This is a genomic window from Hydrogenophilus thiooxidans, from assembly GCF_019049855.1.
GTDB lineage: Bacteria > Pseudomonadota > Gammaproteobacteria > Burkholderiales > Rhodocyclaceae > Hydrogenophilus > Hydrogenophilus thiooxidans.
The window spans coordinates 1-15,445 of sequence record NZ_JAHLSY010000029.1; the positions used below are offsets into that span (position 1 = coordinate 1).

The following is a 15,445-nucleotide window of genomic DNA, read 5'->3' on the forward strand; positions in this document are numbered from 1 at the left end:
CTCATTGCGCCGATCGCAATGGAAGAAGGTCTTCGCTTTGCGATCCGCGAAGGCGGCCGTACCGTGGGTGCCGGCGTCGTCTCCAAAATCATCGAGTGATGGTGCGGTACGCTTAGTTTGACATGGCACCAGCGCTGCTGGCGCCGGAGGGGCATAGCTCAACTGGCAGAGCGTCGGTCTCCAAAACCGAAGGTTGGGGGTTCGATTCCCTCTGCCCCTGCCAACCATAAGATGCCAATGAACATTCTGTTCTACTTCCTTTCTGCGCTGTTGGTGGCTGGCGGTATCGCTGGCTTTTATTATTTTGCGGAGTGGCCAGGCTTGGTGCGTGCTGCGCTCGTCGTGCTGGGGGTCGTTGCCGCAGGGGGTGTGCTGCTCCTCTCTGAGCCCGGGAAAGCTTTCGTGGCGTTCGTGCGCGCCGCTATCGTCGAAGTGCGCAAAGTCGTTTGGCCGAACCGCAAAGAGACGACCCAGGCAACTTTGGTCGTCTTTGCGTTCGTGGTGGCGCTCGCCATTTTCATGTGGCTGGTCGACAAGACGTTGGAGTGGGTTTTGTACGGATTGTTGCTGGGGTGGAAGTGATGGCCAAGCGTTGGTATGTCGTGCAAGCGCACTCCGGGTTCGAAAAGCAAGTGCAAAAGGCGCTGCAAGAGCGGATCAAATTGGCCGGGATGGAAGATCAATTCGGCCAGATTCTCGTACCAGTCGAAAAGGTGATCGAGCTGCGCGGCGGTGCGAAAAAAGAGACCGAGCGAAAATTCTTTCCGGGCTACCTGCTCGTTGAGATGGAGATGAACGACGATACGTGGCATTTGGTCAATTCGCTGCCACGTGTCGCGGGCTTCGTCGGTGGGAGCCCCACGAAGCCCGCTCCGCTTTCGGAACGGGAAGTGCAGGCGCTTTTGGCGCAGATTCAGGAAGGGGGCGAGAAGCCGAAACCGCGCGTGGTGTATGAGATCGGTGAGACGGTTCGGGTCAAAGAGGGGCCGTTTGCCGACTTCATGGGGACGGTCGAGGCGGTCGATTACGAAAAGAGCCGGTTGTCGGTCGCGGTTTCGATTTTTGGCCGCTCGACACCGGTGCAATTGGAGTTTGCTCAGGTCGAAAAGGTCTGAGCGATCGAGGAGCGGCATTTGCCGCGTTAGCACTCACGAGGAGCAGTCATGGCCAAAAAAATTGTCGGCTACATCAAACTGCAGGTTCCTGCAGGGAAAGCAAACCCGAGCCCTCCGATCGGTCCGGCGCTCGGTCAACGCGGTTTGAACATCATGCAGTTTTGCAAGGAGTTCAACGCCAAGACGCAAAACATGGAGCCCGGCTTGCCGATTCCGGTGATCATCACCGCCTATTCGGACAAGTCGTTTACCTTCGTACTGAAGACGCCGCCAGCGACCGTCCTCATCAAGAAGGCGTTGAAGATCGAAAAAGGGTCTTCGAAGCCCCACCTCGACAAAGTGGGCAAGATCACACGGGCGCAACTCGAAGAGATCGCCAAAGTCAAACTGCCCGACCTCACTGCGGCCGATATGGACGCTGCGGTGCGGACGATCGCTGGTTCCGCGCGGTCGATGGGCGTGGATGTCGAGGGGGTGTGAGATGGCAAAACTGAGCAAACGGATGCAGGCGTTGCGGCAAAAGGTCGACCGCAACCGCGTCTATACCCTGGATGAGGCGTTGGCGCTCGCGAAAGAGACGGCACAGGCCAAATTCGACGAGTCGATCGATATCGCGGTGAATCTCGGGGTCGACCCGCGGAAATCGGATCAAGTGGTTCGCGGTGCGGTCGTTTTGCCCGCTGGCACCGGGAAAAAGGTTCGCGTCGCAGTCTTTGCCCAAGGGGCAAAAGCGGACGAAGCCCGGCAAGCGGGTGCCGATATCGTCGGTTTCGAAGATCTGGCCGAAACGATCAAAGCGGGGAATATCGATTTCGACGTGCTCATCGCCACACCCGACGCGATGCGTCTCGTCGGGCAATTGGGGCAAATCCTGGGTCCGCGTGGCCTCATGCCCAACCCTAAAGTGGGGACGGTGACGATGGACGTCGCTACCGCGGTGAAGAACGCCAAAGCAGGGCAGGTTCAGTACCGAACCGACAAGAACGGGATCATCCACGCCTCGATCGGTCGTGCGTCGTTCCCGGTCGAAGCGTTGAAGCAGAATGCGCAGGCGCTTATCGAAGCGCTGCAACGCGCGAAGCCGCAAGCGGCGAAAGGAACCTATTTCAAAAAGATCGCGGTTTCCAGCACGATGGGGGTCGGAATCAAGGTCGATCCGCAGAGTGCACTGCCGCAGCAGGCGTAACGAACTTTGGGCCGTCGCGTCCGTTACCGAACGGCGCGGCGGGTTATCAAAGACCGTTGGGGGGCAACCTTAAACGCGGCAAATCCGCGCCCAGCGTAGATGGCGTCACCCGAAGCAGGAGCATGCTCCTGATTGAAGGCCGCCAAAACAGCCCTGGAAACAGGGAGTCCTAATTGGAGGTGAACCTTGGCACTCAAGCTTGAAAACAAGCAGGCAATCGTCGCCGAGGTCTCCGCACACGTAGCGGAGGCAGGGTCGATCGTTTTTGCCGAGTACCGTGGTCTCACCGTCGCGGAGATGACCGAGCTGCGCCGCAAGGCGCGTGAAGCCGGCGTCTATTTGCATGTCATCAAGAATACCTTGGTCCATCGCGCGGTCGAGGGGACCCCGTTTGCGTGCATTCAGCCGCAACTCATGGGCCCGCTGATCTTCGCGATTGCCGCCGATCCGGTGGCGCCGGCCAAGGTGCTTGTCGACTTCGCGAAAAGCGCCGAAAAATTGGTCGTCAAAGGGGGGGCAATGCCCGGTTCGCTCCTTGATGCCGAAGGCGTCAAGGCGCTGGCGAGCATGCCGAGTCGCGACGAACTCTTGGCCACTTTGGTGGGGACCTTGCAGGCCCCGATCGCCAAGTTCGTGCGCACCCTCAACGAGGTGCCGGGCAAATTCGTCCGCACGCTTGCTGCCGTTCGCGACGCGAAAGAGGCTGCGTAATTGATTTCCGTTGTACAGGCATTCATTCAGGAGTCCAACATGTCGATGACCAAAGAGCAAATTCTGGACGCAATCGCCAATATGACGGTGCTCGAACTCTCCGAGCTCATCAAGGCGATGGAAGAGAAATTCGGGGTTTCTGCTGCGGCAGCGGTTGCGGTGGCGGCGGCGCCGGCGGCGGCTGGTGGTGCTGCGGCTCCGGCTGCAGAAGAGAAGACCGAATTCGACGTCGTGCTGGTCGAGGCCGGTGCGAAGAAGGTCGAAGTGATCAAGGTCGTTCGTGCCGCCACGGGGCTCGGCCTCAAAGAGGCCAAGGACCTGGTCGACGGCGCGCCGAAGACCGTCAAAGAAGGCGTCTCCAAAGAAGAGGCCGAAAAGCTCAAGAAAGAGCTCGAAGCCGCAGGCGCGAAGGTCGAACTCAAATAATCCCTGGCGGGATTTGGCACGGGGCTGGCGCTTACCGCGCCGGCCTTTCGCTATTGGTATGAGGCAGGGATCAACACCCAAAGGCTTGAAGTCACAAGCCTTTGCGTCTTGATTCCTTTCGCGCGACATTAGCCTGGAGCACACATGGCGTACTCGTACACTGAACGCAAGCGCTTGCGCAAAAACTTCGCCAAGCGCAAACCCGTTCTCGACGTTCCTTTCCTCCTTGCCACGCAGCTAGACTCCTACCGCGAATTCCTTCAACTTGACACGCCGCCGATGGAGCGGAAAAATGTCGGGTTGCAAGCGGCGTTCAACGCGATTTTCCCCATCGTCTCTGTCAATAACAACGCGCGGCTCGAATTTCTCTACTATACCGTCGGTGAGCCGCAATTCGACGTGCGTGAATGCCAGTTGCGCGGGCTCACCTACTGTGCACCGGTGCGGGCGCGTGTCCGCTTGGTGATCCTCGACAAAGCCACCGGCTATCAAACGGTCAAAGAGGTTCGCGAGCAAGAGGTCTTCATGGGGGAGATCCCCTTGATGACCGAAAAAGGGTCGTTCATCATCAACGGAACGGAGCGGGTGATCGTCTCGCAGTTGCACCGCTCTCCCGGTGTCTTCTTCGAGCACGACAAAGGCAAGACCCACTCCTCAGGGAAACTGCTCTTTTCCGCACGGATCATTCCGTACCGCGGTTCGTGGATCGACTTCGAATTCGACCCGAAGGATTGCCTCTTCTTCCGGATCGACCGGCGACGCAAGATGCCGGTGACGATCCTCTTGCGTGCGCTTGGGATGAGCAACGAGCAGATGCTCACCTTCTTCCACGATCTCGAAACGTTCGAGAAACAGGACGGTCAGTTCGTCTTCCGCTTCGACCCTGAGCGCTTGAAAGGGGAGGTCTCGCGGCTCGAAATTCGCGATGCCGCCGGCAAAGTCATCGTCGCGAAAGATAAGCGGATCACGGCCCGCCAGGTGCGCGAGCTCAAGCAGGCGGGGATCGACCACGTGCTCGTCGACGATGAATTCCTGCTGGGGCGGATCCTTGCGCGGGACCTTATCGATCCCGAAACCGGAGAGGTGATCGCCAAAGCGAACGACGAGATCACCGAAACGATCCTGGAGCGTCTGCGCGAATCGGCAATTACTCGATTCGAAACCCTTTTTGTGAACGAACTCGACCGGGGCGCGTACCTCTCGCAGACGCTGCGGCTCGATGACACCCAAGATGCGTGGCAAGCCAAGGTCGCGATCTACCGCATGATGCGTCCGGGCGAGCCGCCAACGGAGCTTGCGGTTGAGCAGCTGTGGGAAGGGCTCTTCCGTTCGCCAGACCGCTACGATCTTTCCGCGGTGGGGCGGATGAAGTTCAACAGCCGCGCCTACCCCCCGCTTGAATCGCTGGACCCGGCGTCCCCCGAATGGATCAAGCGCTTTTTCGCGCAAGTGGGGCCGAAAGGGGAAGAAGGGCCAATGATCCTTACCGACGAGGATCTGCTTGCGGTGATCGCGATCCTCATCGAATTGCGGAACGGCCACGGTGAGGTCGACGACATCGACCATTTGGGCAACCGTCGGGTAAGGAGTGTCGGCGAGCTCACCGAAAACCAATTCCGCGCGGGGTTGGCCCGGGTCGAACGCGCGGTCAAAGAGCGTTTGGTCCACGCCGAAAGCGAAAACCTCATGCCGCACGACCTGATCAACGCCAAACCGATTTCGGCGGCGATCAAGGAGTTTTTCGGCTCGAGCCAGTTGTCGCAGTTCATGGACCAAACCAACCCGCTCTCGGAAATCACACACAAGCGGCGGGTCTCTGCGTTGGGTCCCGGGGGGCTCACGCGCGACCGTGCCGGCTTCGAAGTGCGCGACGTCCACCCCACCCATTACGGTCGCGTCTGCCCGATCGAAACGCCAGAAGGGCCGAACATCGGGCTGATCAATTCGCTTGCCGTCTATGCGCGCACCAACCGCTACGGTTTCATCGAAACGCCGTATCGCAAGGTGGTGGATGGTCGTGTGACCGACGAAGTGGTCTACATGTCGGCAATCGAAGAAGCCAAATACGTGATCGCACAAGCGAACTCCGAGGTGGGGCCGGACGGCAAACTGCTGGGTTCGCTCATTTCGTGCCGACAAAAAGGGGAATTCGTCCTCGTTCCGCCCGAAGCGGTGCAATATATGGACGTTGCGCCGCAACAGATCATTTCGGTCGCGGCGTCCCTCATTCCGTTCTTGGAGCACGACGACGCCAACCGCGCGCTCATGGGTGCGAACATGCAGCGCCAAGCGGTGCCCTGTCTGCGCCCGGAAAAACCGCTCGTCGGTACGGGCATGGAGCGCATCGCGGCCAAGGACTCGGGAACGGTGGTCGTCGCGAAGCGCGGTGGGGTCGTCGACTACGTCGACGCGAAGCGCATCGTCGTGAAGGTGAACGACGACGAAACCCAACCGGGCGAAGTCGGCGTCGATATCTACAATCTGGTGAAATTCCAGCGCTCCAACCAAAACACCAACATTAGCCAGCGGCCGATCGTCAAGAAAGGAGACGTGATCGCAGCCGGTGACGTGATCGCCGACGGCGCTTCTACCGACCTTGGGGAGTTGGCGCTTGGGCAAAACGTCCTTGTGGCGTTCATGCCGTGGAACGGGTACAACTTCGAAGACTCGATCCTCATTTCGGAACGGCTGGTCGCTGAGGACCGCTACACCTCGATCCACATCGAAGAGCTCACGGTCGTTGCGCGCGACACCAAACTGGGGCCTGAGGAGATCACGCGCGACATCGCGTCGCTCGGGGAAGCGCAACTGGCGCGCCTCGACGAGTGTGGGATCATCCACATCGGCGCCGAGGTCAAAGCGGGGGACGTTCTGGTCGGTAAAGTGACGCCGAAGGGCGAAGCGCAGCTCACCCCAGAAGAGAAGCTGCTGCGCGCGATCTTCGGGGAGAAAGCGTCCGACGTCAAAGACACGTCGTTGCGCGTGCCCACGGGAATGAGTGGCACCGTGATCGACGTCCTGGTCTTTACCCGTGAGGGGATCGAGCGAGACAAGCGGGCGCAATCGATCATCAACGAGCAGTTGCGTGGCTACCGCAAGGACCTCAACGACCAGTTGCGGATCTTCGAACGGGATGCGTTCGAACGCTTGCGCCGCCTTCTCGTCGGGCAAACCGCTGCCGGCGGACCGAAGCGGCTTGCGAAAGGTTCGGAAATCACCGAGGCGTACCTCGATTCGCTGGAACCGTACCAATGGTTCGATATTCGTGTCGAGAACGACGCGGTGGCGCAGCAACTCGAAGCGGTCCGGGATGGGTTGGAGAAGACGCGCAAAGCGTTCGATGAGGCGTTCGAACACAAGCGCAAGAAGCTCACCCAAGGGGACGAACTGCCGCCGGGTGTGCTCAAGATGGTCAAAGTCTACCTTGCGGTGAAGCGGCGGCTGCAGCCGGGTGACAAAATGGCGGGGCGCCACGGGAACAAAGGGGTGGTCTCGAAGATCGCGCCGGTGGAAGACATGCCCTTCATGGCCGATGGCACTCCGGTCGATATCGTCTTGAACCCGTTGGGCGTGCCGTCACGGATGAACATCGGGCAAATTCTCGAAACCCACCTCGGGCGTGCCGCGCGCGCGTTGGGTGACCGCATTGCCGAGATGTTGCGGCGGCAAGCGAACATCGCGGAATTGCGCGAATTCCTCGAGAAGATCTACAACCAGCGCGGACAGAAAGAGAATCTGGCAGCGCTCTCGGATGACGAGATCCGGGAAATGGCGCAAAACCTTACCAAAGGGGTGCCGTTTGCGTCGCCTGCGTTCGAAGGGGCAAGCGAAGAGGACATCGCCGAAATGTTCCGTCTCGCGGGTATCGAAGGTACCGAGCAGGTGACCCTTTATGACGGTCAGACGGGTGAGCCCTTTGATCGTCCGGTGACGGTGGGGTACAAACATATGCTCAAACTCCACCACCTGGTCGACGACAAGATGCACGCGCGTTCCACCGGTCCGTACTCGCTCGTGACGCAGCAGCCGCTCGGTGGGAAGGCACAGTTCGGTGGTCAGCGTTTTGGTGAGATGGAGGTTTGGGCGCTCGAGGCCTACGGCGCGGCCTATACGCTGCAAGAGATGCTCACGGTCAAATCGGACGACGTCACGGGGCGGACCAAGATGTACGAGAGCATCGTGCGTGGCGACTACCGGTTCGTTGCGGGCATGCCCGAATCGTTCAACGTGCTTTTGAAAGAGATCCGGTCGCTGGCGATCGACATCGATCTCGAGCGGGACTAACCGATCGCGAAACCTGCGCATGGAGTTGCTATGAACAATTTACTCGCCAACCTCTTTCGGCAAAGCGTCGACAACCCCACAGAGTTCGACGCGATCACGATCGGTCTTGCGTCGCCGGAAAAGATCCGCAGCTGGTCTTACGGCGAAGTAAAAAAACCGGAGACGATCAACTATCGGACGTTCAAACCGGAGCGTGATGGTCTTTTCTGTGCCAAGATCTTCGGCCCGGTCAAAGATTACGAGTGCCTGTGCGGCAAATACAAGCGGTTGAAATATCGCGGCGTGATCTGCGAAAAGTGCGGCGTCGAGGTGACCGTCTCGCGTGTGCGTCGCGAACGGATGGGGCACATCGAGCTCGCCGCGCCGGTTTCGCACATCTGGTTCTTGAAGAGCCTGCCGAGCCGTCTCGGGCTCGTGCTCGATATGACGCTGCGCGACATCGAGCGGGTGCTCTACTACGAAGCCTACGTCGTGATCGACCCAGGGCTCACCCCGCTGCAACGCGGGCAGATCATGTCGGAAGAGAGCTACCACCAGGCGTTCGAAGAGTACGCGGGGGACTTCCACGCGATGATGGGAGCCGAAGGGATCCGAGAACTCCTGCGTACCCTCGACCTCAAGCGCGAAATCGAAAAACTGCGCGGAGAGCTCGAAACCACCGGTTCGGACGCCAAGATCAAGAAGATCAGCAAGCGCCTGAAAGTGCTTGAAGCCTTCTACCGTTCCGGAATGAAACCGGAGTGGATGATCATGGACGTGATCCCGGTGTTGCCGCCCGATCTGCGTCCGCTTGTGCCGCTCGACGGAGGGCGCTTTGCCACCTCTGACCTCAACGACCTCTACCGTCGGGTGATCAACCGCAACAACCGGTTGCGGCGGCTGCTCGAGCTCAAAGCGCCGGAAATCATCGTCCGGAACGAAAAACGGATGTTGCAAGAGGCGGTCGATTCGCTCTTTGACAACGGGCGTCGCGGCAAGGCGATGACCGGCCCCAACAAGCGGCCGCTCAAGTCGCTCGCCGACATGATCAAAGGCAAAGGCGGGCGTTTTCGTCAGAACCTCCTTGGGAAGCGGGTCGACTACTCGGGCCGGTCGGTGATCGTGGTCGGGCCGCAGCTCAAGCTCCATCAGTGCGGATTGCCGAAACTGATGGCGCTCGAGCTTTTCAAGCCGTTCATTTACCACAAACTCGAAACGCTCGGTTACTGCACCACCATCAAGCAGGCGAAGAAGATGGTGGAAAACCAAGAGCCGGTGGTGTGGGACATCCTCGAAGAGGTGATCCACGAACATCCGGTGCTGCTCAACCGTGCGCCGACCTTGCACCGCTTGGGGATCCAGGCGTTCGAGCCGGTTTTGATCGAAGGTAAGGCGATCCAGCTTCACCCGCTCGTCTGTACCGCGTTCAACGCCGACTTCGACGGTGACCAGATGGCGGTGCACGTGCCGCTTTCGCTCGAAGCGCAAGTCGAAGCGCGTACCCTCATGATGAGCTCGAACAACATCCTTTCGCCCGCAAACGGCGATCCGATCATCGTGCCGTCGCAGGATATCGTCTTGGGGCTTTACTACGCCACCCGGGAAGCCGTGGGCGCCAAGGGTGAAGGGATGATCTTTGCCGATGTTGCCGAAGCGCGCCGTGCCTGGGAGCAGGGGATTGCGAGCCTGCATGCTCGGGTCACGGTACGGATCACCGAATACGAATTCGACGAAAACGGTGCGCCGACCATCGCGAAGACCGCACGGCGGCAAACGACCGTCGGGCGGGCGCTGCTTTCGGAGATCTTGCCGAAAGGTTTGCCGTTCGAACTGATCGACCGGCCGCTGAAGAAAAAAGCGATCTCACAGCTCATCAACCAGTCCTACCGCAAATGCGGTCTGAAAGCCACCGTGATCTTCGCCGACCAGTTGATGAACTGGGGCTACAAACTCTCCACACGCGGGGGGCTCTCGATCGCGATCAAGGACATGTTGATCCCACCGCAGAAAGAAGCGATCATCGCCAATGCGGAAGAAGAGGTCAAAGAGATCGCGCAGCAGTACGCCTCTGGGCTCGTTACCGCCACCGAGCGCTACAACAAGGTGGTCGATATCTGGGGACGGGCATCGGACCAAGTGGCGAAAGCGCTGATGGAGCAACTCTCCAAAGAGCGCGTGACCCTACCAAACGGCGAGGTGGTCGAGCAAGAGTCGTTCAACTCGATCTACATGATGGCCGATTCGGGCGCACGGGGTTCGGCGGCGCAGATCCGCCAGCTCGCCGGGATGCGGGGGTTGATGGCAAAGCCTGACGGCTCGATCATCGAGACGCCGATCACCACCAACTTCCGCGAGGGGTTGAACGTCCTGCAATACTTCATTTCCACCCACGGGGCGCGGAAAGGGCTTGCCGACACCGCGTTGAAGACCGCGAACTCGGGTTACCTCACCCGCCGCTTGGTCGACGTGACGCAAGACCTGGTGATCACCGAAAGCGACTGCGGCACCAGCAACGGCTTCTATATGAAAGCGCTCATCGAGGGGGGTGAGGTGATCGAAGCGCTGCGCGACCGGATCCTCGGTCGTGTCGTCGCCGAAGACGTCGTCGATCCCGATACGCGGGAGACGCTCATCCCGGCTGGGACGCTGCTCGATGAAACCTTGGTCGAACTGATCGATGACAAAGGGATTGACGAAGTCAAGGTGCGCAGCCCCTTGACCTGTGAAACGCACTACGGGGTCTGCGCGAAGTGCTACGGTCGCGACCTGGCGCGCGGCGGTCTCGTGAACGTCGGCGAGGCGATCGGGGTGATCGCCGCGCAGTCGATCGGTGAGCCGGGGACGCAGCTCACCATGCGCACCTTCCACGTCGGTGGTGCCGCGTCGCGGGCGGTCGCGCAGAGCGGGATCGAAGCAAAAGTGGGCGGTACGATCCGCTTCTCCCCCAACATGCGTTTCCTCACCCGATCGGACGGCGAGAAGATCGTCACCGCGCGGGCTGCTGAGGTCCAAGTGGTCGACGATTCGGGACGCGAACGCGAACGGCACAAAGTTCCCTACGGTGCGATCCTGCACGTCGACGAAGGGCAGCAGGTCGCAGCGGGGGTCAAATTGGCCAGCTGGGATCCGCATACCCGTCCGATCATCAGCGAATATGGCGGCACCGTGCGCTTCGACAACGTTGTCGAGGGGGTGACCGTCGCCAAGCAGGTCGACGAAATCACCGGCCTCTCCACGCTCGTGGTGATCGACGCGAAGCAGCGCGGCGCGTCCAAAGTGGGGCGTCCGTCAGTCCAGCTCGTCGGTTCCGACGGAGATCTGGTCAAGATCCCTGGAACCGAAACGCCTTTTCTCATCACCTTCCCGGTTGGCGCAATCATTACCGTGCGCGAAGGCCAGGAGGTCGCCGCCGGCGACGTCCTCGCGCGGATTCCGCAAGAATCGGCGAAGACCCGCGACATCACCGGGGGGCTGCCTCGGGTGGCCGAGCTCTTCGAAGCGCGCGAACCCAAAGACGCCGGAATGCTCGCGGAGGTTACCGGAACGGTTTCGTTCGGAAAAGAGACCAAAGGCAAACACCGCTTGATCCTGACCGAACCCGACGGGACGATGCACGAATTCCTGATCCCGAAAGAGAAGCACCTCTTGGTGCACGACGGGCAGGTCGTGAACCGCGGCGAACTGATCGTCGATGGGCCGGTGAACCCGCACGACATCCTGCGCTTGCAAGGGATCGAAGCGTTGGCGCGCTATATCATCGACGAAGTGCAGGACGTCTATCGTCTCCAAGGGGTTCGGATCAACGACAAACACATCGAAGTGGTCGTGCGGCAGATGCTGCGCCGCGTGGTGATCACCGACCCCGGCGACTCGCGTTTCCTTCCTGAGGAGCAGGTCGAGCGTGCCGAGGTGTTGATCGAGAATGCGCGCCTTGAGAAAGAGGGGAAAATCCCAGCGAAATACGAAAACTTGTTGCTGGGGATCACCAAGGCGTCGCTCTCGACCGACTCCTTCATCTCCGCGGCATCGTTCCAGGAGACTACGCGGGTGCTCACCGAAGCAGCGATCATGGGCAAGCGCGACGAACTGCGCGGTCTCAAAGAGAACGTGATCGTCGGCCGCCTCATCCCCGCCGGAACGGGGCTGGCCCATCACCGCGCGCGACGGCGTCGCAGCCGCGTTGAGCAAGCGGAAGCGACCTGGAACGCGATCACTTCCGATGCGTCGTAAGGGAAACGCCCTGCGCTTGACGCGCAGGGCTTTACAGAGTATGATAGCGCGTTTTATTGTCGGGCCAATCGTAGTCTGACTCGGATCACTTGGAGAAGAGAAGATGCCAACCATCAACCAGTTGGTGCGTCGTCCGCGGAAAACGGCGCCCGAAAAGAGCAAAGTGCCAGCGTTGCAGGGATGTCCGCAAAAACGGGGTGTGTGCACCCGTGTCTATACCACGACGCCGAAAAAACCGAACTCGGCGCTTCGTAAGGTTGCAAAAGTTCGTCTGACCAACGGGTATGAGGTGATTTCGTACATCGGCGGCGAAGGGCACAACCTGCAAGAACACTCGGTGGTGCTGATTCGTGGCGGCCGGGTAAAAGACCTGCCGGGGGTGCGTTACCACATCGTGCGCGGTTCGCTCGACCTGCAAGGGGTGAAGGACCGCAAGCAAGGGCGTTCGAAGTACGGGGCGAAGCGTCCGAAGCCGGGCGCCGCCGCTGGCAAAAAATAACTACTTTTGAAGGGAAACGGATATGCCGCGTCGTCGCGAAGTACCCAAGCGTGAGATTTTGCCGGATCCGAAATTTGGCAACGTCAACGTCTCGAAGTTCGTCAACGTGATCATGGTCTCCGGCAAGAAGTCGGTGGCCGAGCGCATCGTCTATGGCGCTTTCGAGATCATCGCCAACAAGACCAAGAAAGATCCGCTCGAACTCTTTTCAGCGGCGATCGAAAACGTCAAGCCGCTCGTCGAAGTGAAGTCGCGCCGGGTGGGTGGGGCGAACTATCAAGTCCCCGTCGAGGTGCGTCCGTCGCGCCAACTGGCATTGTCGATGCGTTGGTTGCGCGAAGCGGCGCGCAAACGCTCTGAAAAGACGATGGCGCAGCGCTTGGCGGCCGAATTGATGGAGGCGGCAGAAGGCCGCGGCGGCGCGATGAAGAAGCGCGACGAAGTGCATCGCATGGCCGAAGCGAACAAGGCGTTTGCCCATTTCCGCTTCTGATTGTCGTTGAGATTGCATAAGCCCTCGGGTAAGGGTGCAAGTTGACGTTTGTTTAAAGGATAGAGCCGTGGCACGGAAAACGCCCATCGAACGCTACCGGAACATCGGGATCTCGGCGCACATCGACGCCGGGAAGACCACGACGACCGAGCGAATTCTCTTTTATACCGGCGTGAACCACAAGATTGGTGAAGTTCACGACGGCGCTGCTACGATGGACTGGATGGAGCAGGAGCAAGAGCGCGGGATCACGATCACTTCCGCGGCGACCACCTGCTTCTGGCGCGGGATGGACATGCAATTCCCGGAATACCGGTTCAATATCATCGATACCCCGGGACACGTCGATTTCACGATCGAAGTCGAGCGCTCGATGCGCGTGCTGGACGGCGCCTGCATGGTTTACTGTGCGGTCGGTGGAGTACAGCCGCAGTCGGAAACGGTTTGGCGTCAGGCAGAAAAATACCGTGTCCCCCGTCTTGCGTTCGTCAACAAGATGGACCGGCAAGGGGCCAACTTCTTCCGTGTCTATGAGCAGATGCGGGAGCGGCTGAAAGCCAACCCGGTGCCGATCGTCATTCCGATCGGTGCCGAAGAGAGCTTCGTTGGGGTCGTCGATCTCATCAAAATGAAGGCGATTCACTGGGATGAGGCGTCGCAAGGGACGAAGTTCGAGTACTACGATATCCCGGCAGAACTGCGCGACCAAGCCGAAGAGTGGCGGGAAAAGATGATCGAAGCTGCCGCCGAAGCGAACGAAGAGTTGATGAACGCGTACCTCGAAAATGGGACGCTCAGTGAAGAACAGATCGTCGCTGGGTTGCGTCAGCGGACCATCGCGTGCGAAATTCAACCGATGCTCTGCGGTTCCGCGTTCAAGAACAAAGGCGTGCAGCGAATGCTCGACGCGGTGGTCGAGTTTCTGCCCTCGCCTGTCGATATCCCGCCGGTGCAAGGGACCGACCTGGACGGGAATCCGGCTGAGCGTCGCGCCAGTGACGATGAAAAATTCTGCGCGCTCGCGTTCAAACTGATGTCGGACCCATACGTGGGGCAGCTCACCTTCTTGCGGGTCTATTCCGGGGTGCTCACCTCGGGCGACACGGTGCTCAACTCGAACAAAAACAAAAAAGAGCGCATCGGCCGTCTTTTGCAGATGCACGCGAACAACCGCAACGAGATCAAAGAGGTGCGCGCGGGTGACATCGCGGCTGCGGTGGGGCTCAAAGAGGTGATCACTGGGGAAACCCTATGCGATCCGGCAGCCCCGATCAAACTCGAATCGATGCAGTTCCCTGAGCCGGTCATCCACGTCGCGGTGGAACCCAAATCGAAGGCCGACCAAGAAAAAATGGGGATCGCACTGCAGCGCTTGGCGATGGAAGACCCGTCGTTCCGGGTGCGCACCGACGAGGAGTCGGGGCAGACGATCATCTCCGGGATGGGGGAGCTCCACCTCGAGATCATCGTCGACCGGATGCGTCGCGAGTTCAACGTCGAAGCCAACGTCGGTGCGCCGCAAGTGGCGTATCGCGAAGCGATCCGCAAAACGGTCGAGCAAGAAGGAAAATTCGTCAAGCAGACCGGCGGGCGCGGTCAGTACGGGCACGTCTGGATTCGTCTCGAGCCGAACGAACCCGGTAAAGGGTACGAGTTCATCGACGCGATCAAGGGTGGTGTGGTGCCGCGTGAATACATTCCGGCGGTCGACAAAGGGATCCAGGAGGCGATGCAGTCTGGGGTACTGGCAGGCTACCCGGTCGTCGACTTCAAAGTGACCCTCTTCGACGGTTCGTACCACGAAGTCGACTCGAACGAAAACGCGTTCCGGATGGCGGCTTCGATCGCATTCAAAGAAGCGATGAGGAAGGCCGATCCGGTGTTGCTCGAGCCGATGATGGCGGTCGAAGTCGAAACACCGGAAGAGTTCATGGGGAACGTGATGGGTGACCTTTCCGCGCGCCGGGGCATCGTTCAAGGGATGGACGATTTGCCCGGTGGGATGAAGGTGATCCGCGCCGAGGTGCCGCTTGCCGAAATGTTCGGTTACGCAACGCAACTGCGGTCGCTTACCCAAGGTCGAGCCACCTACTCGATGGAATTCAAGCATTACGCCGAAGCGCCGCGCAACGTTGCCGAAGCGGTGATCAACGCGCGCAAATGATCGATGTGACCCTCTTTTGAAGGAGTGAAATGAAATGGCCAAAGCAAAATTTGAGCGGACGAAGCCGCACGTCAATGTGGGGACGATTGGACACGTTGACCACGGCAAGACGACGCTGACGGCGGCGATCACCACGGTGCTGGCGAAGCACTTTGGTGGGGAAGCGAAGAAATACGACGACATCGACGCGGCGCCGGAAGAGAAGGCGCGCGGGATCACGATCAACACCGCGCACGTCGAATACGAAACCGCGAACCGCCACTACGCGCACGTCGACTGCCCGGGGCACGCCGACTACGTCAAGAACATGATCACGGGTGCCGCGCAGATGGACGGCGCGATCCTGGTGGTCTCGGCG

General features: G+C 59.9%; 13 protein-coding genes and 1 tRNA gene. All 14 read left to right on the plus strand.

Going from position 1 to position 15,445, the window contains the following annotated elements:
- Positions 1-99, plus strand: a 99-nt coding sequence (locus KUL93_RS10225; protein ID WP_217125835.1) for an EF-Tu C-terminal domain-related protein, incomplete at its 5' end; no start/stop codon positions are given.
- Between the two features lie 48 nt (positions 100-147).
- A tRNA-Trp gene (locus KUL93_RS10230) sits at positions 148-223 on the plus strand.
- 14 nt (positions 224-237) lie between these two features.
- On the plus strand, positions 238-582 hold the full coding sequence (secE, locus tag KUL93_RS10235; protein WP_217126952.1) for a preprotein translocase subunit SecE: 345 nt from the start codon (positions 238-240) through the stop codon (positions 580-582).
- Positions 582-1,115 (plus strand): transcription termination/antitermination protein NusG, encoded by a 534-nt coding sequence (nusG, locus tag KUL93_RS10240; RefSeq protein WP_217126953.1) that lies wholly within the window; start codon positions 582-584, stop codon positions 1,113-1,115. Before secE ends, nusG begins: the two co-directional genes overlap by 1 nt.
- 48 nt (positions 1,116-1,163) lie before the next feature.
- Positions 1,164-1,595, plus strand: a complete 432-nt coding sequence (gene rplK, locus KUL93_RS10245; RefSeq protein WP_217126954.1) for a 50S ribosomal protein L11 — start codon at positions 1,164-1,166, stop codon at positions 1,593-1,595.
- 1 nt (position 1,596) lies between these two features.
- Positions 1,597-2,301 (plus strand): 50S ribosomal protein L1, encoded by a 705-nt coding sequence (gene rplA, locus KUL93_RS10250; protein ID WP_217126955.1) that lies wholly within the window; start codon positions 1,597-1,599, stop codon positions 2,299-2,301.
- Between the two features lie 186 nt (positions 2,302-2,487).
- Positions 2,488-3,012, plus strand: a complete 525-nt coding sequence (rplJ, locus tag KUL93_RS10255; RefSeq protein ID WP_217126956.1) for a 50S ribosomal protein L10 — start codon at positions 2,488-2,490, stop codon at positions 3,010-3,012.
- Positions 3,013-3,051: 39 nt separating this feature from the next.
- Positions 3,052-3,438 carry a 50S ribosomal protein L7/L12 gene (gene rplL, locus KUL93_RS10260; RefSeq protein WP_217126957.1) on the plus strand — a complete coding sequence of 129 codons (387 nt, stop codon included), beginning with the start codon at positions 3,052-3,054 and terminating at the stop codon, positions 3,436-3,438.
- 144 nt (positions 3,439-3,582) lie between these two features.
- Positions 3,583-7,722, plus strand: a complete 4,140-nt coding sequence (gene rpoB, locus KUL93_RS10265; RefSeq protein WP_217126958.1) for a DNA-directed RNA polymerase subunit beta — start codon at positions 3,583-3,585, stop codon at positions 7,720-7,722.
- 30 nt (positions 7,723-7,752) lie between these two features.
- Complete coding sequence (gene rpoC / locus KUL93_RS10270) at positions 7,753-11,931, plus strand: DNA-directed RNA polymerase subunit beta' (RefSeq protein ID WP_217126959.1); 4,179 nt, start codon at positions 7,753-7,755, stop codon at positions 11,929-11,931.
- A 103-nt stretch (positions 11,932-12,034) separates the two neighbouring features.
- Positions 12,035-12,430 carry a 30S ribosomal protein S12 gene (gene rpsL, locus KUL93_RS10275; RefSeq protein ID WP_119334473.1) on the plus strand — a complete coding sequence of 132 codons (396 nt, stop codon included), beginning with the start codon at positions 12,035-12,037 and terminating at the stop codon, positions 12,428-12,430.
- 22 nt (positions 12,431-12,452) lie between these two features.
- Entirely contained in the window at positions 12,453-12,923 is a 471-nt protein-coding gene (rpsG, locus tag KUL93_RS10280) for a 30S ribosomal protein S7 (protein ID WP_217126960.1), read from the plus strand.
- 67 nt (positions 12,924-12,990) lie between these two features.
- Complete coding sequence (fusA, locus tag KUL93_RS10285; protein WP_217126961.1) at positions 12,991-15,087, plus strand: elongation factor G; 2,097 nt, start codon at positions 12,991-12,993, stop codon at positions 15,085-15,087.
- A 34-nt stretch (positions 15,088-15,121) separates the two neighbouring features.
- Positions 15,122-15,445: GTP-binding protein (locus KUL93_RS10290; protein WP_217126217.1), on the plus strand; the 324-nt coding region annotated here is incomplete at its 3' end.